Annotated in this window: 16 protein-coding genes; 5 read left to right on the top strand and 11 right to left on the bottom strand. The window is 73.0% G+C overall.

The window, feature by feature from the left end; all coding sequences use genetic code 11:
* The first annotated feature begins 281 nt into the window (after positions 1–281).
* Positions 282–791 (top strand): NUDIX domain-containing protein, encoded by a 510-nt coding sequence (locus tag BMW85_RS15820; protein ID WP_091081969.1) that lies wholly within the window; start codon positions 282–284, stop codon positions 789–791.
* Between the two features lie 69 nt (positions 792–860).
* On the opposite strand, the gene BMW85_RS15825 is transcribed toward BMW85_RS15820, so the two are convergent.
* The 5 genes from BMW85_RS15825 to BMW85_RS15845 form a co-directional block, all read right to left on the bottom strand.
* Positions 861–1,466 (bottom strand): dihydrofolate reductase family protein, encoded by a 606-nt coding sequence (locus BMW85_RS15825; protein ID WP_091081971.1) that lies wholly within the window; start codon positions 1,464–1,466, stop codon positions 861–863.
* A gap of 214 nt (positions 1,467–1,680) precedes the next feature.
* A complete protein-coding gene (locus BMW85_RS15830; protein ID WP_091082855.1) occupies positions 1,681–2,697 on the bottom strand; it encodes an NAD-dependent epimerase/dehydratase family protein in 1,017 nt (338 codons plus the stop codon).
* A complete protein-coding gene (locus tag BMW85_RS15835; RefSeq protein WP_091081972.1) occupies positions 2,694–4,949 on the bottom strand; it encodes a SulP family inorganic anion transporter in 2,256 nt (751 codons plus the stop codon). Before BMW85_RS15835 ends, BMW85_RS15830 begins: the two co-directional genes overlap by 4 nt.
* Positions 4,950–5,171: 222 nt before the next feature.
* Positions 5,172–6,860, bottom strand: coding sequence for a hypothetical protein (locus BMW85_RS15840; RefSeq protein WP_143082301.1), 1,689 nt, complete (start codon positions 6,858–6,860; stop codon positions 5,172–5,174).
* A gap of 198 nt (positions 6,861–7,058) precedes the next feature.
* Positions 7,059–7,580 carry a YbhB/YbcL family Raf kinase inhibitor-like protein gene (locus BMW85_RS15845; protein WP_245774824.1) on the bottom strand — a complete coding sequence of 174 codons (522 nt, stop codon included), beginning with the start codon at positions 7,578–7,580 and terminating at the stop codon, positions 7,059–7,061.
* Between the two features lie 504 nt (positions 7,581–8,084).
* Here BMW85_RS15845 and BMW85_RS15850 point away from each other — a divergent pair.
* Positions 8,085–8,600, top strand: coding sequence for a PH domain-containing protein (locus tag BMW85_RS15850; protein ID WP_245774825.1), 516 nt, complete (start codon positions 8,085–8,087; stop codon positions 8,598–8,600).
* Positions 8,601–8,797: 197 nt separating this feature from the next.
* On the top strand, positions 8,798–10,282 hold the full coding sequence (locus BMW85_RS15855) for a PH domain-containing protein (protein ID WP_245774826.1): 1,485 nt from the start codon (positions 8,798–8,800) through the stop codon (positions 10,280–10,282).
* A 63-nt stretch (positions 10,283–10,345) separates the two neighbouring features.
* Here BMW85_RS15855 and sepH read toward each other — a convergent pair whose 3' ends face one another.
* On the bottom strand, positions 10,346–13,159 hold the full coding sequence (sepH, locus tag BMW85_RS50365; protein ID WP_218155811.1) for a septation protein SepH: 2,814 nt from the start codon (positions 13,157–13,159) through the stop codon (positions 10,346–10,348).
* A gap of 160 nt (positions 13,160–13,319) precedes the next feature.
* The gene (locus BMW85_RS15865) at positions 13,320–14,267 is read right to left on the bottom strand and encodes a S8 family serine peptidase (protein ID WP_143082302.1); all 948 of its coding nucleotides are present in this window, start codon (positions 14,265–14,267) and stop codon (positions 13,320–13,322) included.
* Between the two features lie 113 nt (positions 14,268–14,380).
* On the opposite strand from BMW85_RS15865, the gene BMW85_RS49595 reads away from it, so the two are divergent.
* Positions 14,381–15,142, top strand: a complete 762-nt coding sequence (locus tag BMW85_RS49595) for a hypothetical protein (RefSeq protein WP_091081980.1) — start codon at positions 14,381–14,383, stop codon at positions 15,140–15,142.
* Here the strand turns inward: BMW85_RS49595 and BMW85_RS15875 are convergent.
* From BMW85_RS15875 to BMW85_RS15885, 3 genes are all read right to left on the bottom strand, one after another.
* Positions 15,118–16,395 carry a D-arabinono-1,4-lactone oxidase gene (locus BMW85_RS15875; protein ID WP_091081981.1) on the bottom strand — a complete coding sequence of 426 codons (1,278 nt, stop codon included), beginning with the start codon at positions 16,393–16,395 and terminating at the stop codon, positions 15,118–15,120. The genes BMW85_RS49595 and BMW85_RS15875 overlap by 25 nt on opposite strands.
* A gap of 63 nt (positions 16,396–16,458) precedes the next feature.
* Complete coding sequence (locus BMW85_RS15880) at positions 16,459–17,139, bottom strand: polysaccharide deacetylase family protein (RefSeq protein ID WP_245774827.1); 681 nt, start codon at positions 17,137–17,139, stop codon at positions 16,459–16,461.
* 106 nt (positions 17,140–17,245) lie between these two features.
* Positions 17,246–18,448, bottom strand: a complete 1,203-nt coding sequence (locus BMW85_RS15885; protein ID WP_091081985.1) for an MFS transporter — start codon at positions 18,446–18,448, stop codon at positions 17,246–17,248.
* Between the two features lie 92 nt (positions 18,449–18,540).
* Between BMW85_RS15885 and BMW85_RS15890 the strand changes: the two genes are divergently transcribed.
* Positions 18,541–19,743 (top strand): lytic transglycosylase domain-containing protein, encoded by a 1,203-nt coding sequence (locus BMW85_RS15890; RefSeq protein WP_091081986.1) that lies wholly within the window; start codon positions 18,541–18,543, stop codon positions 19,741–19,743.
* Here the strand turns inward: BMW85_RS15890 and BMW85_RS15895 are convergent.
* Positions 19,740–20,687 carry a ferrochelatase gene (locus tag BMW85_RS15895; protein ID WP_091081988.1) on the bottom strand — a complete coding sequence of 316 codons (948 nt, stop codon included), beginning with the start codon at positions 20,685–20,687 and terminating at the stop codon, positions 19,740–19,742. The genes BMW85_RS15890 and BMW85_RS15895 overlap by 4 nt on opposite strands.
* Positions 20,688–20,714: the final 27 nt, after the last annotated feature.

Here is a 20,714-nt window from a genome sequence, read left to right on the forward strand (position 1 = left end):
TAGCTACTCGAAGGATCACTCGATGGCCGTTCTTATTTCACGGCACCACGCCTATGACCAGGCCAAACTCGTACACCACTCCCGTGGACGCAACCTGAGGGGTCGCACACTGATGTCTCGCTCTGGTACGTCCTGGATGTCGGCACCGTCACCACCTACGACCGGCGGGAGTTCTCCGCGATCAGGTGGGTGGCGCCGCGGCGGCTGCTTGACGAGCCCGGCGAGCACCTTGATCCCCATATGCACCGGTTCGCCGGGAAACTCATGGAACGGCTGGACCGATGACGACCAGGAACACGCACTGCTCCTTCTGTGGCGCGGCCTTCGCGGGCGGTCAGCCGTGGCCGCGCACCTGCGCCGCGTGCGGGAACACCAGTTATCTCAATCCGCTCCCCGTCGCCGTGCTGGTGCTGCCCGTGGAGGGCGGGCGGGTGCTGGTGGTGCGGCGGGCGGTCGAGCCGCGGCGCGGGGAGCTGGCGCTGCCGGGCGGCTTCATCGACCTGGGGGAGTCGTGGCAGGAGGCGGCCGTACGGGAGCTGCGCGAGGAGACCGGGGTGGTTGTGGACGCGCGGGAGGTGCGGCTGTTCGACGTGATCAGCGCGCCCGACGGGACGCTGCTGGTGTTCGGGGTCGGGCCGCGGGTGGCCGCCGACACGCTTCCGCCGGTGGTGGCGACCGCGGAGACGTCGGAGTGGCTGCTGATCGACGGGCCGCGGGAGCTGGCGTTCTCGCTGCACACGCGGGTGGTGGCGGCGTACTTCAGCGGAGCGGGCGCCGCCTCCAACAGCTGAGAGGGCGCCGCCTTCAGTTGAGAGGGCGCCGCGCGCCCGCGGCCCTGAGTCGAACAGCCGACAAGGAGGTCAGGCGCGGCGGGGCAGCCGGTACGTCAGGTGCGTGACGAGGGCGGTGCCCCACGGCTCGCCAGCCGGTTCGAGGTCGAGGTTCTGCATCCCGGCGAGCAGCCGTTCGCCCCGCCCCAGGAAGACGGGCGCGACGTGCAGGCGCAGCTCGTCGATCAGCCCCGCCGCCAAGTATTGGTTGACCGTGGCCGCCCCGCCCGCGACGGCGACCGCCCGGTCGCCCGCCGCCTCCCGCGCCCGCTCCAGGGCGGCCTCGATGCCGTCGGTGACGAAGTGGAACGTCGTCCCGCCCTTCATCGTCAGCGGCTCGCGCGGGTGGCGGGTGAGGACGAAGACCGGCGCGTGGTAAGGAGGCTCCTCGCCCCACCAGCCGGTCCAGCCGAGGTCCCACGCCCCACGCCCCGGGGTGAACATGTTGCGGCCCATGATGAACGCCCCCGCGTCCACCACTCCCGCGATGACCTCGGCGTGCGTCTCCGGCTCGTCGACCATCCAGCGGGTCAGCCGCCCGTCCTCGCCCTCGCCGAACGGGTTGCTCAGGCTCTGGTTGGGGCCCGCCGTGAAGCCATCCAGTGACATCGCCATGTCGCAGGTGACCTTGCTCATCTCGCATTCTCCTTCGTGGTGGAGCGGTTCTCACGAAGGAGTCGGAGCGGGCGGCGGGTTCTCTACATGCCGGCCGACAGAATTTTCGGGCGGGCGAGGGGCGGAGACGCCGGACGTCTCCGCCCCTCCGGCCCCTGGGAGTCAGGACCGGCGCCACGAGGGCCTCGCGGCACCGCGACACTAGCCCGCCGGGAAGCGCCCGGTCTGCGGAGGATTACGCAGAACGGGCCGCCCAGGCGGCGAGGATCGCCTCCTCCTTCTCCGGCGCGATGCCGTGCGTGCTCCTCTTGCCGAAGTTGCGCTCCTGCTCCGGGATCTCCCGCAGCCACGCCCACGTGTCGCGCACGGTCTCAGCCACCGGGCGGATCCGCAGCCCGGCGGCCTGCGCCCGGTCGGTCGGGACGGTCCAGAAATGGATGTTCTCGGCCGACGGAGGGCCGCCCCAGAGCGGCAGCTCCACGAACGCCCCGGCACCCTGCTCGATCAGGAACTCGCTGTCCACCCACACGAACTCGGCGTCGGACCCGGTGGCGTCCTTGCACGCCTCCAGCCACTCGCCGTAGGTGGTCTGGCCCACCGGCCCCGTCACCACGAACCGGCCGTTCCCGCCGCGCTCGGCCTGGTCGAGCGTGAAGATCGCCAGGTCGCGGGCGTCCACGAACTGCAGCGGCTCGTCCGGCTCGCCCGGCGCGAGCACCTTCCCGCCGCGCGCGATCCTGGTGAGCCACCACGGCAACCGGGCGACGTCCTCGTACGGTCCCAGGATGATCCCCGGCTGCACGATCAGCACGTCGCCGTCGAAGCCCTGCTCGACCGCCCGCTCGCAGCCCGCCTTCAGCACGCCGTAGTTGCCGTCCTCGGGGCCGGCGTCGGGCGGGCACGGCCAGAGCTCGGCGTCGTCGCCGGCGGGCTCGGCGGGGAACCCGGCGAGCGCCGAGATCGTGGAGATGAACGCGTAGGTGCCCGCGTGCCCGGTCAGCGCCCGCGCCGACGCGCCCACCACCCGCGGGACGTAGCCGGAGGTGTCGACCACGTAGTCCCACTTGCGGCCCTCGGCCAGCCGCTCCAGGTCGGCCGGCGACTCGCGGTCGCCGCGCACGGCCTCCACCCCGGGCACGTCGGCGCCACTGCGCCCCCTGTTGAACGTGGTGACCTCATGCCCTCGAGCCAGCGCCTCCTCCACGACGGCACGTCCCAGGAACCCCGAACCACCTATGACAAGAACCTTCATGCGCCCCATTCTTCGCCCGCGAGCACACCTCCGTCGGGCATCTTCACCGAGGGCGTAGACCGCAGCGGCGGCACCAGGTGCACCCGGGCCGTCGCGATGTCGAAGAACAACCCCACCAGCTCCAGCTTCCCGGCCCTGACCTGCTCGTCGACCTTCCGGTACGTCCGCAGGTTCTCCAGCTGCTGCTGCACGTTGACCCGGCACAGCACGTCCAGCGCCCCGGAGTGCAGCCGGTCGCCCTCGGTCTCGATGAACCTGGCCAGGCTGTGACGGCCGTGCCGCAGCCAGCGCCGCAGCCCCGGCAGGCTGCCCGCCCGTACGCCCGCGCTCAGCACCCCGGCCATCGCGCCGCACCCCGAGTGGCCGCACACGGTGATCGTGTGCACGCCCAGCACCTGGGTCGCGTACTCGATGGCGGCCACCACCGAGTCGTCGGGGGGCTCGGCGCCGCGGCGCGGCACCAGGTTGCCGATGTTGCGTACGGTGAACAGGTCGCCAGGGCCGCTCGCGGTGATCAGGCTGGGCACGATCCTGGAGTCGGCGCACGTGATGAACAGGTGTGACGGCTGCTGCTTGCGGGCCAGCTCGGTGAAGATCGGGCGCACCAGCGGGGCCGTGCGCCGGTGGTACTCGCGGGCGCCCGCCGTGAGCTGGCACTCCACCTGGACGGACCCGCCGTTCGAGAGCACGGTGCGCCGGCCGGGGCCGCGGCGCCGCTGGTCCCACGGAAGCCACCAGCGGTCCGGCGCCACCGGCATGGATCTCTTCGTCGGGCGCGTCCGGGCGCCGCTCGCCGTCAGCGCGTACCACTCGTCGTGCAGCTCGTCGATGTCGACCGTGCCGCCCGCCCGCTCGTGGTCCAGCCGCCAGGAGTGCAGCGCCTCGAACGCGGCGTTGTCCATGAAGTCGATGTTGAGGTCGAGATCGACCGGTGTGCCCGAGGCGATCGTACGCAGCTCGCGGGTCAGCCGCGGCACGCCCAGGAACGTCAGCGACCCCGACACCGTCACGTGCAGCCGGCCGTCCCTGCCGTCGCGCTTCAGCACCGTGACCCAGGTCAGCCGGCGCAGCGCGAGCAGCGCGGCCAGCCCGAGCCCGGCCAGTACGCCCTCCGCCAGGCCCAGCAGGATCACGGTGACCATGGTCACGACGTACACGGGGACCTCGCCGTGGCCGTGCACCTTCCTGATGTGGCCGAGGTTCACCATCTGCACGCCGATGAACACCAGCAGCGCCGCCAGCGCCTCCACCGGGATCAGCGCGATCGACCAGCCGAACCCGAGCGCGAACACCAGCACCCACACCCCGTGCAGGATCGTCGAACAGCGGGTGCGCGCCCCCGCCATGACGTTCGTGGTGCTGCGGACGATCACCCCGGCCAGCGGCAGGCCGCCGAGCGCCCCCGACACCATGTTCGCGACGCCCTGACCGGTCAGCTCCTGGTCGAGGTCGGCGCGCCGGCCTCCGTGCCTGCCGTCCACGGCCACGCAGCACAGCAGCGACTCGCAGCCGGCCAGCAGCGCCACCAGCAGCACCGCGGCCACCACCAGGTGCCAGTCGCCCTGCGGCAGCACGGGGAAGGCCCACTCGACGCCGCTGCTGGACAGGTCGATGCGGGTGACGTTCCAGTCGAACACCCACGCCGTCATCGCCGCGGCCAGCAGCGCTGCCAGCGGAGCGGGGACGGCCCTGATCCGCCTGGGCAGCCGCGTCCACAGCGCGAGCACCCCGATCGTCACCAGGCCCACCATGACCTTGTGCCCGTGCACGTCGGCGAGCTGGCCGGGAAGCTCGATCAGGTTCGCCACCGCCGACTGCTGCGGCGAGCCGCCCAGCACCACGTGGAGCTGGGACAGCGCGATGATCAGACCCACCGCCGCCAGCATGCCGTGGATGACGGCCGGCGAGACCGCGAGCGCCGCCCTGGCCGCCTTGAGCATGCCCAGCACGAGCTGCACCGCGCCGGCAAGCAACGTGATCATGCAGGTGGCCCGCCAGCCGTAGGTCTGCACCAGGTCCACGACCACCAGCGAAAGTCCCGCCGCCGGCCCGCTCACCTGCACCGACGATCCGCCCAGCGCGCCCGCGACCACGCCGCCCACCACGGCGGCGATCAGCCCGGACGCGAGCGGGGCCCCCGAGGCCAGCGCGATGCCCAGGGAGAGGGGCACCGCCACGAGGAACACCACCAGCGAGGCAGGCACGTCATGACGGAGGGTGTTCAGCAGGCGACCCTGCGTGTCGCGGAACATGCAGCAAACCCTAGTGCGCGGGCTTCCGCGCTTTGGCTGCGCTTCGCGTGGGTTTTACGGACTAATGGCGACGGCCGACGGCCCGGTGAGATGCGCCGCCCGAGGCCGGCGCTCAAGGCCGTCACTCAAGGGCGGCGCTCAAGGCCGTCACTCAAGGGCGGCGCTCAAGGGCGGCGCTCAAGGGCGGCGCTCATGGCCGGCGCTCAAGGCCGGCCGGGAGTCTCAGCGGTAGTAGTCGTGCGGGTAGTCCTGCTCGCGGCGCCTGCGTCCACCGGGGGTGGTGCCGTCGGCGGCGTTGGGGGCCGCCTGAGGGGCGGCCGGCTGCGGCTGGGCGCCGTAACCGGGCCAGGGGGCCTGGGCGCCGCCCGCGACGGGCGGCTCGGGCCAGGCGGAGGCGGGCAGGCTGGTGATGTCGCCCGTCTCGTACGCCGGGTAGGCGGACGGCGGCGAGGCCGGCGTCGGGGTCGACAGCACGTCAGGGTAGGAGGCGGACGCCGAGACCGCCCGGTTCGGGACCGTCGGGGTGCCCGTGGCGGGGCTCGGCCCGGTTACAGGGTCGGAGTCGTCGGCCACCGCCCAGCCGGGCCGCACCTCGTAGGAGGCGGGGTAGGACGAGCGGGACGCGGGCTGGTCGAACGCCGGCCAGGAACCCGCCGGACCGGGGTAGGAGGCGGCCGGAGCCGGGTCGTCGAGGATGTCGGCCACCGGCCCCGCCGGCCAGGAGCCGGACGCGGTCGGCGCCGGCGTCGTCCACGTGCTGTCCAGGGCGTCGGCCGGGGCGCCGTTGTAGGCGGCGGGGAACGGGTCGCTGGTCGGCGCGCCGTGGATGGGCACCGGGTGCGCGATCGGGAACGAGCCGCTGGAGGTGGGCGTGGCGGCCGGGAACGAGCCGCTGGCGGTGCTGTTGGAGGAGATGGCCGGGTAGGAGCCGCTGCTCGTGGCGGCGGGACCGGCGGTGGCCGGGGCCGCGGAGACGGGGCTCGCGGCGGCCGGGGCGGCCTGGCTCGCCGCGGCACGGGAGCGGGAGGAACGCGAGGAGCGGGAGGATGAACGGGGCGCCGGGGACGGCTCCTGCCTGGGAGCGGGCGCGGGCGACGACTCGGGCCGGGAGGCGGGCACCGGCTGCGCGCCCGCGCCGAGGATGCTCAGCACGTCGGGCGTCGGGGCGGCGAAGGTCACGGTGCGCTGCTCGGCGAGCTCGGCCTGGGAAGGCGTGCGCCGGGCGGGCTCGACGAGGTCGGCGAGGTTGGCGGCAGCGGCGGCCGGGGCCTGGCGCTGCGGCAGAGGGGCCTGGATGGTGGTCGCGTCGGGGTCGACGGCCGCAGGCACGGGACGCGGCTTGGACTTGCGCTCGCTGCGCCGCTCGCTGGGGCGCTGCGCGGGCCGGTCGGCGGGGCGTTCCGCGGGGCGGTCAGTGGGACGGTCCTGGCGGCCGGGGCGCTCGGCGGCGCGCTGCGGCTGCCGCTCGGCGGGACGCTCGGCTGGGCGTTCTGCGGGACGCTCGGACGCGGGGTCGCCGGGACGGTTGGCGGCCTTCCTGGCCGCGACGGTGCCGCCCGCGCCGAAGCCGCCCTGCTCGGCGTCGCTGCGGATGTTGGCCCAGAACTCCTCGTCATCGTCGTCGTTGACGGCGGGGTTGCCCCACTCGTCCACGCCGCGTTTGCCGCGCTGGCCCGTACGGACCGGCTTGGGCTGCTTGGGCGCGTCTATGGGGCTGAAGTCGGGGCTGAAGTTCGCCATCCGCGGCTCGTGGGACGCGAACTCGTCCGTGGAGCGCGCATGGGTCTTCTCCTCCTTCTCCGCCATCTCCTTCAGTCGTTCAGGAGGCAGCGAGCTCTCCCGCCGACTCATCGAACGCATGCCCAGTGCCACGACGACGAGCACGAGGAGCACGATAGCGACCAAGCTCACGACGACCGCTGTCATTGCACCACCCTCAAAGCCATGGCCTCCCTCTGGCACCGGTGAGATCGCGCGGCCATCGACGCGACCTGCCCCCTTTGATCACCAATGCCTAACGATTGGATCTGATTGTGTCGGACCACTATGAGCGTTGTCACACCCTACGTGAAGAATTGGTACACCCTATTACCAGCGGTGTTCGCCTCATCACTCGATGTCGACCGCCGTCAGCCTGCCGCGAGCAATGGTCTGGTCCGCGATCTGCTTGAGGATCTCGGGGAGGGTGCTCCCCGCTGCCGGATCGACCTTGCCGTTCAACGTGTAGACCGTGAAGCGGTAGCTCCCCGGGGTCCTGCATGGGGGGTCGTAACCCGTTTTCCCGCTGGTCACCTTCGCCTGACCGCTGCCCTCCGGCGGGTCCTCGGCGGCGTTGGGGCCCAGCTCGGTCGTGGTCGCCGGGATGTTGTAGAGCACCCAGTGCACGGCCGCGTCCGAGGAGGTGTGCGAGTCGACCACGATCGCGATCGACTTGGCCTCCGACTGCGGCTGACTCGACCAGCGCAGCGGCGGGCTGCCCTGACCACCCTGGCAGGAGTATTCGCGCGGCATCGGTTTGCCGTCGCGCAGCTCCGGGCTCGAGACGTTGATCTCCGCGATGTCCTTGGCCTGTGATCTGCCGATGAGACTGCCGCAACCCGTCAGCGCGAACGCGGCGGCCACAGCCGTCACAGTGACGGTGATGCGTCGCAGACGCGTTGCCGTGTTACACAGCCCCATGCCGGACGATGCTACGCGGCTCTCGGCGATGCGCAGACCGTTTCTCGATGGTCGGTGCCCGGTAAAGGAACCGAAACCAGCCGTAATCGCGGGATCCGCGTAGTGAAGTTCGCCACACCCGCCCCTCTGGTAGCAACCCCCTCCCGGTATCGCGACGTGAGGAAGGACGCCAAGGGGACGTCCTCCGGCCGGCGGCGGGTGGCCGGAGGGTGAGGGATGGGGGACGGCGGCTGCCACGTTGCGTGGGGGCGATCGCGCTCCGGGTGCGGCCTGGCGCTGGCCCTGGGCCTGGCTGGCACGAACGTGGCGCCGCCGGTGGCCAGGCACGACAGCCTGCGGCCGGACCGCCATCGAGCATGGCACCGGCGGCGCGGACGGGCGGGCGGACACGCCGCGCGGAGCGTCGATCTTTACCGGCCCGGCGGCGTGTGCCGCCCTCGGTCCTAAGCTGGGCTTGTGACCTCTCAAGGCCCGCTACGCGACCCCGCCAACCGCGTCTCGCCCAAGGCCGTACGCCTGTGGCTGCTCCAGTCACTGATGGCGTTCGTCCTCATGCTGGGAGGCTCGCTGCTGGTGGCGCGGCTGGTCAGCGGATGGGGATGGCTGCCCGACTGGCTCTCGGAGCACTCCTGGCTGCTGCCCGTCGCGGTCGTGGTGCTGGGGCTGCCGTTCCTGGCGGCCGAGCCGTTCGTACGTTATGCCGTGCACCGCTGGGAGCTCTCAGGCGACGTCGTCTACGCCAGGTCGGGGTTCCTGACCAGAGAGTGGGTCTTCGTGCCCGTGAGCCGCATTCAGACCGTCGACAAGGGGCAAGGCTGGTTCGAGCGGATGCTCGGGCTGGCCACTCTGGAGATCCGCACCGCGTCGCACGCCGGGTCGTCCACGATCCAGGGGCTGGAGCACGGGGTGGCGGCAGGGCTGGCCGAGCAGCTCGCGCGGCGGGCCGAGGTGCTGAGGGACGACGCGACATGACCGAACCCCGTCCCTACCAGAGTGAGTTCGGGCCGGGGGAGCCGGGGCCGCAGGGTCCGCCGGGTTCGCAGGGTCCGCCTTCCGGCGGTCATCCGGCCGCGCCGTCGCCTCAGGGGCCGTATCCGCCGCCGCCTGCGGGGCCGTATCCGCCGCCCCAGGGCCCGTATCCGTCGCCTCAGGGGCCGTACCCGCCGCCGATGCCTGTTCCGATGCCGTCGCGGTTGAGCCCGAAGGTGCTGCTCATCGACCCGGTGCGGATGCTGCCCTCCCTCCTCCTTCCCCTGGTGGGCGTGCTGTTCGTGGGCGGGTTCTCGCCCAGGTCGTACATCTGGGCCGCCCTCGGCGTCGTCGGCACGGTGGTGTTCGCGGTCATTCGCTGGGCCACCTTCACGTACGAGCTGGTGGGCGACCGCCTGGAGACCAAGCGCGCGCTCATCAGCCGGTCGGTCCGTACGATCCCGCTGGAACGGATCCGCGGCGTCGACGTCTCCACGCCTCCCATGCACCGGCTGCTCGGCCTGGCCGTTCTCAAGATCGACACGGGAGCGAGCGGCGGGAACGAGGAGGCCGGGCTCGACGGGGTGACGCTCACCGAGGCCGAACGCCTCAAGACCGTCCTGCTGCGCCGCACCGCCCCCGCCGCCGTGCATCCCACCCATCCCGCTCATCCCGCGCGTGCGGCTCATGCCGAGCGGGAGATCGTCAGGGTGCCGAAGCGGTGGCTGCTGTACGGGCCGCTGTCCGGGGCTTACCTGCTCACGCCGTTCGCGTTCGCGGGCGGCGCCATCGGGCTGGCGTTTCAGTGGGGCGACGAGCTGGGAGTGGGCCGCGACGTCGCCTGGCACGCGGGGGAGTGGCTCTGGGAGCGCCCCTACCTGCTGCTGGCCGTCGCCGTGCTGCTCGTCCTGGCGATGCCGGTGCTCGGCGGGGTCATGTATGCCGTCTTCAACTGGGACTTCGTGCTCAAGCGGCGGGACGGCTACCTGGTCGCCGAGCGCGGCCTGGTCAACCGGCGGAGCGTGTCACTGGAGTCCCAGCGGGTGCGCGGCTACGAGATCGTGGACGGGCTGGCCGAGCGGTGGGCGGGCGTCGTACGCGCCTGGGCCATCGTGACCGGCCTCGGCGACTCGCGGACGCGCGGCCAGCTTCTCCCCGACGTGCCACGGCCGGTCGCGTACGCGGTCACGGGCGAGGCCGTCGGGCCGTACGACGCCGCCCTGCGCCCCCACCCGCCCGTGGCCCGCAACCGCCGCCTCTTCCGCGCGATCTTCCCCTGGGCGCTGCTGGCCCTGCTGAGCGCCGTCGCGGCGGTGGCCACCGGGGTGACGCTGGGGTGGATCCTGGCCGTGGTCGCGCTGCTGCTCGCAGGCGCGGGCATCCCCCTGGGGCTCGACCGGTACGCGTCCCTGGGGCACGGCTATGACGGGGCGCGGCTCAGCGTACGGTCGGGGTCGCTGCGCCGGGCCCAGGCCGTGATCGAACGACGGGCCGTGGTGGGGTGGCGGCTGCGGCAGACCTGGTTCCAGCGGCGCGCCGGGGTGCTCACCCTGATCGCCGGTGTGGGGGCCGGCACCGGCGGCTACGAGGCTATCGACGTCTCCGAGGCGCAGGGGGTGGCTTTCCCGACGGAGGTGACGCCGGAATGGCTGACCCCGTTCCTCAGCGGCCCTGAGGACTCCTGACGCGGTCCCCGGCCGTCAGGGCCGGGGACTCACGACGTGCGGGGTCGCGTCGCGACTCGCCGGTCAGTCCTGGCGGCGGGCGCCGAACATGATCTCGTCCCAGGTCGGGACGGAGGCGCGGCGGCCACGGGAGCCCTTGCGCGCCTGCCGGGCGGCGGGGGCGGGCGGCGGGGACGGCACCGGAACCGGCGGCTCCTCCTTGGCGTCCTTGCCCCCCGGCCGTGCGGCCGGGACCTTGGGCTCGGCGGCAGGGGCGGGCTTCGGCTTGGGCGCCGGAGGCTTGGCCTCCTTGACCGCCTCCTGCTCGGCCTCGGGCTGCTGGTCCGCCTTCGGCTGTTCGGGCTTGGGCTGCTCAGCCGCAGGGGCAGCGTCCTCGGCGACCGGCTGCTCGGCAGCGGGCACTTCGGGGCTGGCAGCGGCCGGCGTGGCGGCCGACTGCTCTGCGGTTGCTGGTTCTGCCACGGCGGGCTCGGCCACGGCGGGCTCGGCCACGGCGGGCTCGGCCACGGCGGGCTCGGCCACGGCGGGCTCAGCCACGGCGGGCTCGGCCGTGGCGGGCTCCGCGACGGCGGGTCCTGCGGTGACCTGCTCCGCGGCGGCGGGCTCTGCGGTGCTGGACTGCTCGGTGGCAGTAGCGGCTGCCGTACCGGCGGCGGGCTCGGTGGCCGGAGGCTCCGTGGCGGCGGCGGGCTCGTTAACGGTGGGCGGCTCGGTGACGGCGGTTTCGGTAGCGGCCGGCTGGGCGGCGGCGGGCTCCTCGGGCTCCGAGGTCTCCGTGCTCGGCTTCGTCTCCGCAGCCGGGGCTTCCGCCGCGACGGGGGCGGCCTGGCTCGGCGCCTGGTCGGGCTTCCCGTCGTCGCTGGTCGCCGGCTGAACGGGTGCCGCGTCGGCGTCGGTGCTCGCCTCGGGGGCAGGCGAGGCAGCGGTGGCCGTGGCGTCGGCAGGCGAGGCTTCGGCGGCCGGCGCCGTCGCGTGGGCGGGCGAGGCTTCGGCGGCCGGCGTCGTGGCGTCGGTGGTGGCGGTCCCACTGGCGGGCTGGACGGCGGGCGCGGTCGGCTGGACGGCGGCGGCAGTGGCGTCGGACGCTGGCTCGGTGAACGAGTCCACTGTGACGCTCGCGTCAGTGGACGGCTGCGCTTCGGCGGCGCCGGCAGAGGTCGCGTCCGCAGCAGTCGTGTCCGCGGAGGTCGTATCTGCGGAGGTCGGCTCCTGCGGGGTGGTGGAGTCGGTGGCTGCCTCCGGAGTGGCGGCGGCGTCGGTGGTGGCCGAGGGCTCGGTGGACGGCGCCACCTGAGCCGCAGGGGTCACCGGCGCGGACGCGGCCGGCTCGGCGGACGTGGACTCCTCGTCCGGCTGGGCCGCATCGCTTGACACCGCGTCGCCGGACGGCGGGTTGGTGGACAGCCCCTCGGCGGCGGTTGGGGCGGACGGCTCCGCGGTGGAGGGGGTCGTGTCGGTGCCCGGAGTCGCGTGGGCAGACGGAGACGCCTGCCCGGCCGGCTCGGCGGGTGCCGCGTCCTGGACTGGCGGCGGCGTCGGCTGACCAGGCGTGACGCTCTCGGCAGGCGGCGGCGTCGGCTGCGGGGCCGTACGGAGCTCGGCGGCCGGAGGCTCGTGGGTGGTGGGAGCGTCCGTCGAGGTGGCGCGGGCGGACGGGGCGTAGATGGTGTCGTTGTCGCGGTCGGCTGGGCGGCCCGAGCTGAAGTCGGGCAGCCACGGCGAAGACCCGCCGCGGCGGGACGAGTTGTCGCCGGGCCGGGCGTGGCCGGCCTCACGGGACGGCGAGTCGGAACGCAGCGGCTCGCGGCCCGCCGGGGCTTGGTCGCGGGTGGCGTCGGTCGGCTGACGGAACGCGGACTCGTGAGAAGGGGAGTCGGCGTGGTAGGCGGACTCGCGGGAGGACGGGTCAGCGTGGTGGGCGGACTCGCGCGAAGGCGGGTCTGCACGGTAGGCCGACTCACGAGAAGGCGGGTCTGCACGGTAGGCGGACTCGCGGGAGGACGGGTCGGCGTGGTAGGCGGATTCGCGCGAAGGCGGGTCAGCCCGGTAGCCGGACTCGCGCGAAGGCAGGTCGGCGAGATAGGCCGACTCGCGGGACGGAGCGTCGGCGGGGCGGGAGAGGCCGGGGTCGGCGGAGCGTGGGGGCGGGTTGTAGCCGACGGCGGGCTCCTCCGGCTCGCGCCGCACCACCGAAGGGAACGGCAGCGCGTCGGAGGCGAGCGGCGGCACCGGCTGCAGCTTGGCCACGCGCGGCGCGAACGGCGTCACCGTGGTGTCCTCCACCACGGGCGGCTCGGGGTCGAAGTCGGCCGCCGACAGCCGCATGGCCTCGTCGTCGTGCGGCGACACGTGCCGCTTGCGCGGGTCGAACAGCCATTCGGCGTGGCGCGTGTGACCGTTCCAGACGTAGCCGAGCTTGACCCGCCACAGGCCGTCGTCGCGCTTGGCGGAGTCCCAGTCGATCTCGTCCGTGGGGACGCCGCGCCTGGTCAGCCGCTCGGCGACGAGGTCGCCGAGCGTGGGGCCGGGGGCGGACTCGCCCGGCATGCGTACGGCGACGCGCTGCGCCTGCTGGGCGACGTATTCCCGCTCCTGCAGGACGGGCCCCTCGAACCAGCGCACCCGCTCGACGGGGATCCCGGCGGTCGCCGCGATCTCCTCGGCGGTCTCACCGGCGCGGATGCGGGCCTGGATCTCCTTGGGACGCAACGGACTCTCCACTTCGATCTCGTACTGGCCGAGACGGGAGAAATTGCCGCGGACGGCAGCACGGAGCCGGTCGTCCACGGGAAGAGTGAAGCGGGTGCCCCGTCCGGCCGTGGCCAGTACGAGATAGGTGCCGTCCTCACTCACCGCGACGAGTCGGAGCTCCTGCATGCGAGTCCCTTCGTCAGCGTCGCCATTCTTCCCCCGGACCCTTGAGTCTCTCGCGTGTGCCGGTTGCCTGCCAGCACCGTACCCGGCATGTCCGAACATCGCCTTCCTGGGATAGCCAAGGGGCGATGTGACGCCGGTCACATTCGTCGAATCCATCCCTCTAGAGCCCGCCGCTATGCATGAGGAGGTTAAGGGCCCTCGACGGGTTCTGGCGAATCGCGTCGCGGGCAAAGGCGCAGTTGAGCTGAGACGCGAGGATCGTCGGGTTCGCGTCGGGGGTGTGTTCCAGGAGCCGCGCGGCGGCCGCCGCGAGGTGCGGCACGGCCCCCGTGTACGCGGCCCCGCCCGGCCCGATCCGGCACTCGTCCGCGTCCGCGGCCCCTACCACGAACACGCCGGCGCCCACCAGGGAGCGCACGGCCTGGCCGAGAGCGGGGGAGCCCGCGCCGTCCACGGGGAGGGCGGCGACGGACGGTCCCCGGGCGTGCCTGCGGATCCATTCCAGCCCCGCCAGCACGTCGGCCAGTGAGCCGGGCCCGCCGCAGCCGAGCGCCCTGATCGAGGTGATCCCGGCCGCCGGCGCCGCGGCGTGCGTCCGGCCGGCGACCTGGGTGCCGTGGCCGGTGCAGTCGCGGCCGGTGCCCCCGGTCGCGTCGTAGGCCCGCCACGCCCGGTCGCCGAACTCGGCGCGTCCGGTGTCGACACCGCTGTCCACCAGGTAGATCGTGGTTCCGGCCCCGGTGGCGGGCCCGGTGAGAGGGTGGGCGGGACGGCGTACGGGCATAGGGTGGATCTGCCGGTCGGGCTCGACTGCGCGCACTCGGGGGTCGGCGCGCAGCGACGCCAGCTCGGCGGCGGTGAGATACGTGGCGAAGCCGGGCAGCGCCGCGGTGTAGTAGCGCCGCACCCGCCAGCGCACCTCGCCCACGAGGTCGCGGGCGGCGGCCCGGCCGCGCGCGACGACGATGTAGGGCCGGGTCGGCTCGGTGACGGCGGGGCGCGCGGTGAGGCCGGAGGCGGGCGTCATGGCCAGGGGTACGGCGGTCGCGGCGGCCGTCGCCGCGGCCGCGGCCAGATACACGGAGGGCAGGCCGAGTCGTCGGGGCACGAGCCACGAGGGTGCCTGTCAGCCATGTCACACCAACATCGGGACACGCCGTCACGTCTATTCACGGGACAGGTCTTTACCGAGCGCATGATGAGAGAGGACTGATCCGGGGGATGGGCGGCAAGCAGCGGAACTTCGAGCTGAGTGGGCCGCAGATCCTGGGGAGCGCTCTCGCGGCGGTGACGGCCGCGGTGGCCGCCTCCTTCCTGGGCGTGGCCGGCACGGTGATCGGCGCGGCGGTCATGAGCGTCGGGAGCACGGTGGGCACCGCCGTCTACACGCACTACCTGAAGCGGACGGGGGAGCGGGTGCGGCTGCGGGCGGGTGCTCCCGCCGGCGCCGAGGAGGAGGCGTCCGGGGCCGGCGAGGGCGGGGACACGCTGGTGATGCCCGTCGTCGAGGCCGAGGAGCCGCGCAGGAGGCTGCCGTGGGGGCGGGTGGCGATGGCGGCTGCGCTGGTGTTCGCGGTCAGCATGGGCGGCATCCTCGTCTACCAGGCGGCCGCCAGGCAGACGGTGCACGAGCAGGTCACCGGCGGGACGACGCGGCACAAGCCCGACAACGGCGACCGCCGGGGGCCGTCGGAGCCGGCCGTCCGGGCGAGCGTTCCCGCCGCGCCGGTGGCCACGCCGGAGGCCGAGGTCACGCCCACGCCGACACCGTCGCCGACCGCCACGCCGACCGTGACGACCACGGTCACCGCCACGCCCACGGCCCCGGGCACGGTCGCCCCCACCGCCCCCACCAGCCAGGAGCCGGTCGAGCCTCAGCAGAGCGCCACCGTTCCGCCCGAGCCGGAGCCGACCCCGGCCGACCCGGCTCCCGAGCCGGACCACCTGGAGGCGGAGGCTCAGCCGAGCACCTGGTCCAGGTAGGCGTTGCCGAACAGGCGGCCGGGGTCGAGCCGGTCGCGGAGCGCGGTGAAGTCGGCGAAACGGGGATAGACCTTGGCGAGGTAGGCGGCGTCGCGCGTGTGCAGTTTGCCCCAGTGCGGCCGCCCGTCCAGCCGCGTCATGATCTCCTCGACGCCCTCGAAGTACGCCGGGTTCGGCGTGGGCCGGTAGACGTGGCAGGCGATGTACGCCGACGCCCGCCCGTACGCCGTGGACAGCCAGGCGTCGCTCGGCGGCGTCACCCGCACCTCCACCGGGAACGTGATCTTCCAGTCCATGCGCTCGACGAGGTCCCGGGTCTCGCGCAGCGCCTGCGCCAGCCGCTCGCGCGGCACCGCGTACTCCATCTCCAGGAAGCGCACGTCCCGCCGGGCCGTGAAGACCTTGTACGAGGCGTCCACCGACTCGGAGTCCCCGAGCGCCGCCGCGCTGACGGCGTTGATGCGCGGGATCAGCCCGGGGACGCGGGCGCCGAGCGCGCAGGCGGCCCCGAACACGGTGTTCTCCAGCAGGACGTCGTCCATCCAGTGCCGCGCGGCGCTGCGCGGCCGGGGCGGTCCGGGGTGCCGGTTGTTGGTCTTGACCAGGCAGGCGTCGGTGTGCGGCAGCCAGAAGAAGTCGAGATGCTCGTTGCCGGCGGTCAGCTCGTCGAGCGAGGCGAGGATGTCGCTGAGCGCCATCCTGCGCCGCCGGTTGTGCAGCAGGAACGCGGGCTCCACCCGCAGGGTCACCGAGGTCAGCACGCCGAGCGCGCCGAGCCCCACCCTGGCCGCGTCGAACAGCTCCTCGCCGGGGGCGGCGCTCGCCACCGTGCCGTCGGCGAGCACCAGCTCCAGCCCGGTCACCTGGTCGGCGAGGCCGCCGCTGTCGCGTCCTGTCCCGTGCGTGCCGGTCTGGATGGCGCCGGCGACGGTCTGCTCGGTGATGTCGCCCATGTTGGCGAGGGCGAGGCCGCGCCGGTGGAGCAGCTCGTTGAGCTCCCGCAGCGGGGTGCCGGCGAGGACGGTGACGCGGTCCTCGTCCCAGGAGACGACGCCGGTCAGCGCGTGGGGCCGCAGCATGAGGCCGTCGGTGAGCGCCACGCCGGTGAAGGAGTGCCCGGTGCCGACCATGCGGACGCGCCGCCCGGAGGCGGCGGCGTCGCGCACGGCCCGTACGACGTCCGCGACGGAGGCCGGTGCCCGGACCTCGGCGGGCTCGCCGGTCTGGTTCCCCGCCCAGTTCGTGAAGACCATTGAGCAGCACCTCCGCGAGCGGGCAGGAGCCCGGGCACCTCCGACGTTAAACGTGAACGATACTCAGTTTTCCCAGCCGGCGGGAAGCGGGTAGATGTCGCCCGCCTCCAGGGCCTCGCCCTTGATGACGTCGGAGACCGTCACCAGGTGGTAGCCCTTGGCCTGCAGGCTCTTGACGATGGACGGCATCGCGTCCACGGTCTGCTTCACCCAGTCGTGCATGAGGATGATGCCGTTGGGCTTGGCCACCTCAAGGGTCTTCTTCTTGATCGCCTCGACGTTCTTGCTCGCCCAGTCCTCCGAACCCGCGGTCCAGAGGATGATCGGCATGCCGTACTCCTCCGCGATGTCGGAGACCTGCAGGTCGGCCAGCCCGTACGGAGGCCGCAGCAGCTTCGGCTCCACGCCCGCCGCCTTCTTGACGGCGTCCTGCGTCTTCTGGATCTCGTTCCTGATGGCCCCAGGTTCGAGCTTGGTGAAGTCGGGGTGGCTGTAGCTGTGGTTGCCGAGCTCGTGACCCTCGGCGACCATGCGCTTGACGTACTGGGGGCGGCTCTTGGCGTACTGGCCCTCAAGGAAGAACGTCGCCTTGGCGTCGTACTTCTTCAGCGTGTCCAGCAGCGTGCCCGCGTACTTCCCCGGGCCGTCGTCGAAGGTCAGCGCGATGCACTTGACCTTCGAGCAGTCCACAGGAGCGGACTTGTCGGCGGGTTTGGCGGCGGCCTGCGCGGGCGCAGAGGCCATGGTGACGCAGACTGCCGCGATGGTCAGAAGTGAGGTGAGTTGTCGGGACATCAGAAAAGCTTCCATTTGTGATGGATGTTGCGAGGGATGTCCCGACGGTAGCGGATCAGCCTTCGGCGGGTGAAGCTGCCTCAGGAAGTCTCAGCAAACCCGAACCTCCGATCCCGACGACGAGCGCGAGCACGGCGGCGCCCGGCGCGACGACATACGCGGCGGACGCGCCGGCGGCCTCGGTGAGGTGCCCGCCCGCCCAGGCCCCGATCGCCACGCCGATGCCGAGCGCCGTGGAGATCCACGCCATGCCCTCGGTGAGCAGCGACGGCGGCGCCAGCCGTTCGACCAGCGAGAAGCCGGTGATGAGGGTCGGCGAGATGGCGAAGCCGGCCAGGAAGAGCGCGGCGGCCATGACCCACGCGTTCCCGATGAACGAGATCGGCAGCAGCCCCAGCGCGAACACCATCAGCGCCCGCACGAACCGCCCCCGCAGCGAGATCTTCCAGTGCCGCGACCCGAACCACAGCCCCGAGATCATCGACCCGCCCGCGAACGAGGCCAGCAGCAGCCCCGCGGCGCCCTTGACCCCCTGCTCCTCGGCGAAGGCCACCGTGACCAGGTCCACGGACCCGAACACCGCGCCCATCGCCACGTAGACGCACGACAGCAGCGCGATGCCGGGGATCAGGATGGGCGTGCCGCCTGCCGCGCGGACCTCCGACACCGGGGGCTGGGTGCGCCGCTGCGCCGCCAGCGCCAGGCAGCCGGACAGCATGAAGACCAGCGCGACCACCAGCCCCATGTACGGGTTGAACCGCGTGGCCAGCAGCGTGACCAGCGCGGGCCCGGTGACGAAGACCACCTCGTCCACGACGGACTCGAAGGCGAAGGCCGTGTGCAGCCGGGCCGAGCCGCCGTGGATGGCCGACCAGCGGGCCCGTACGAGCGAGCCCACCGACAGCGAGGTGCCGCCGACGACCAGGCCGGACAGGTACAGGGTCCAGTCGGGCAGCCCGAGGAACGCGCAGATCATGAGCGCGGCCAGCGCGAGCGCGTTGACCACGGCGAACGGCGGGATGACGCGGCTCTGCCCGAACCGGTCCATCAGCCGCCCCGACATCGGGGCGCCGATGGCGAAGGCGAGGTTGCTGGCGGCGGCCACGCCGCCCGCGGTGGCGTAGGAGCCGGTGACGCCGGAGATGAGTAAGACGACGCCGATCCCGAGCATGGACATCGGCATCCGGCCGGCGAACCCGGCCAGCACGAACCCCTTGATGCCAGGCCCGTCGAACAGCCCCCGGTAAGGCCCGACCACCCCGTTTCCCCCTTACTTGTGCCCGCCAACCTTTGCGCACCGATGTCCGGATTGCAAATGATTTCCCCGCTGGCTGGGCTAACGTGTCCCGCGTGTCCGGTCTTCCCTCCTTCCGTGCGGTCATGCTCATGGTCATCGCGGTGGTCGTGGCCACCGTGGCGACCGGCGGCGTCATCGTCCTGCTGGACGGCGACCTGGTCAGCGGCGCGCGGCAGCGCTCCGCTGAGCCCGTCCGTTCCCCCACGGCGGCGCCGCGCCTCGATCAGCTCGTGCCGACGCTCGTACCCACGACGGCGCCCGCGGGCGAGCGGCGGGAGCTCGGCGAGGGCGGCCACGGCGTGACCGTCACCCCGCCACGGGTGCTCGCCATCGCCCGGTCGCAGGTGCCCGAGCAGACCAGGCTCAGGCTGGGCGCGCTGAAGAACGTGCGGAAGGTGGTCGTCGTGGACGCGGGCCGGGTCAAGCTCACCGGCACCCCGCTCAACCTGCTGGCCGTGGACCCCGCCCACTTCCGCTCCTGGACGCCGCAGGCCGTCGCCGACCAGCCCGCCGTGTGGAGCGCCCTGGCCAGGGGAGAGCTGGTCGCGGAGTCGGACGCGGCCCGCAGGTACGGCATGGTGCCCGGCGCGTACTACCAGGTGGACGGCGGGCCGAAGCTGCGCCTGGCGGCCTCGGCGCCGCTCGGGCTCACCGGCGTGGACGGCCTGGTCGGCGTGGACCTCGGCCGCTCGCTGGGCTTCGCGCCTGGCGTGGCGGTGCTGCTGCACGGCAGGCCCGGCCGGATCAGCGCGGCCGGGGTGCGCAAGCTGCTCGGCGCGGGCACCCAGGTCGCCCTGCTGGACGCCGCCGCCCGCGCCAAGAAGCAGCGGCCGACGGCGACCGCCCAGCAGACCCCGCAGAGCGTCAGCGTCGGCCGTCCCGGCACCTACCTGGAGCTCTACCGGCTCGCCGCGGCCCGCTGCCCCGGCCTGTCATGGACGGTGCTGGCCGCGATCGGGCAGGTCGAGAGCGGGCACGGCCGCAACAACGGCCCGTCCAGCGCGGGCGCGCTCGGGCCCATGCAGTTCATGCCCGCGACGTGGAAGCACTACGGCGTGGACGGCGACGGCGACGGCAAGGCCGACATCTGGAGCCCGTACGACGCCGTGCCGAGCGCGGCCGGCTACCTGTGCGCCAACGGCGCGGGCAAGGGCGGCGAGAAGCTGCGCAAGGCGATCTGGTTCTACAACCACTCGTGGGACTACGTGAACAAGGTCATGGGGATCGCCGAGGCGTACGCCAGGACCTACGCCTAGGACCGGTGCCGGCGGGGCGCCGGGCAGCAGGTGAGCGGGCAGGGCACCGGCTCGGGCTCCTCCATCAGCTCGCGCACCATCCGCACGAAGCGCGGGTGCGTGCCCACGGTGGCCGCCCGCTCCAGGGGCAGGCCGCGCTCGGCGGCGACGTCCCTGGCCTCGGTGTCGAGGTCGTAGACGACCTCCATGTGGTCGGAGACGAACCCGATCGGCACCAGCACGACCGCCGGGGCGTCCGTCTTGTGCAGGAAGTCGCAGACGTCCGGCTCCAGCCACGGCACCTGCGGCGGGCCGCTGCGCGACTGCCACACGAGGTCCCACGGCTCGTCGCGGCCGAGCGCCTGGTTGACCAGCTCGGCGCTGCGGCGGATCTGGGCCTCGTACAGGCCGCCGGACGGGCCGGCGGTCTCGGCCATGGAGACCGGGATGCTGTGGGCGGTGAACACCAGGCGGGCGTCGTCGCGGCCGAGCCGCTCCAGCGCCTCGCGGGTGTGGTCGGCCATGGCCGCCACGAAGCCGGGGTGGTCGCCGAAGTGCCGCATCTTGATCAGCTCGGGACCGCCCTCGAGCGAGATGCGGCTGATGTCCTCGTAGTACTGGCGGCAACTGGAGTAGCCGGCGAAGGCGGAGGTGGCGAGCACGGCCGCCTTGCGCACGCCGTCGTCCTTCATTTGCTTGACGGTGTCCTCGCCGAACGGGTGCCAGTTGCGGTTGCCCCAGTAGACGGGCACGTCGAGGACCGGGCGCAGCGCCTCAAGGAGCTCGCGGTTCTGCCGGTTGATCGGGCTGACCCCGCCGAATCCCTGGTAGTGCTCGGCGACCTCCAGCAGCCGTTCGCGCGGCACGCCGCGCCCCCGCACCACGTTCTCCAGGAACGGCATCACGTCGTCGGGGCCCTCCGGGCCGCCGAACGACAGGAGCAGCAGAGCGTCGTAATCAGCCACGTGAACCAGCCTATTCACGAGCGACGG

This window comes from Nonomuraea wenchangensis, from assembly GCF_900111685.1.
Taxonomy (GTDB): Bacteria; Actinomycetota; Actinomycetes; order Streptosporangiales; family Streptosporangiaceae; genus Nonomuraea; species Nonomuraea wenchangensis.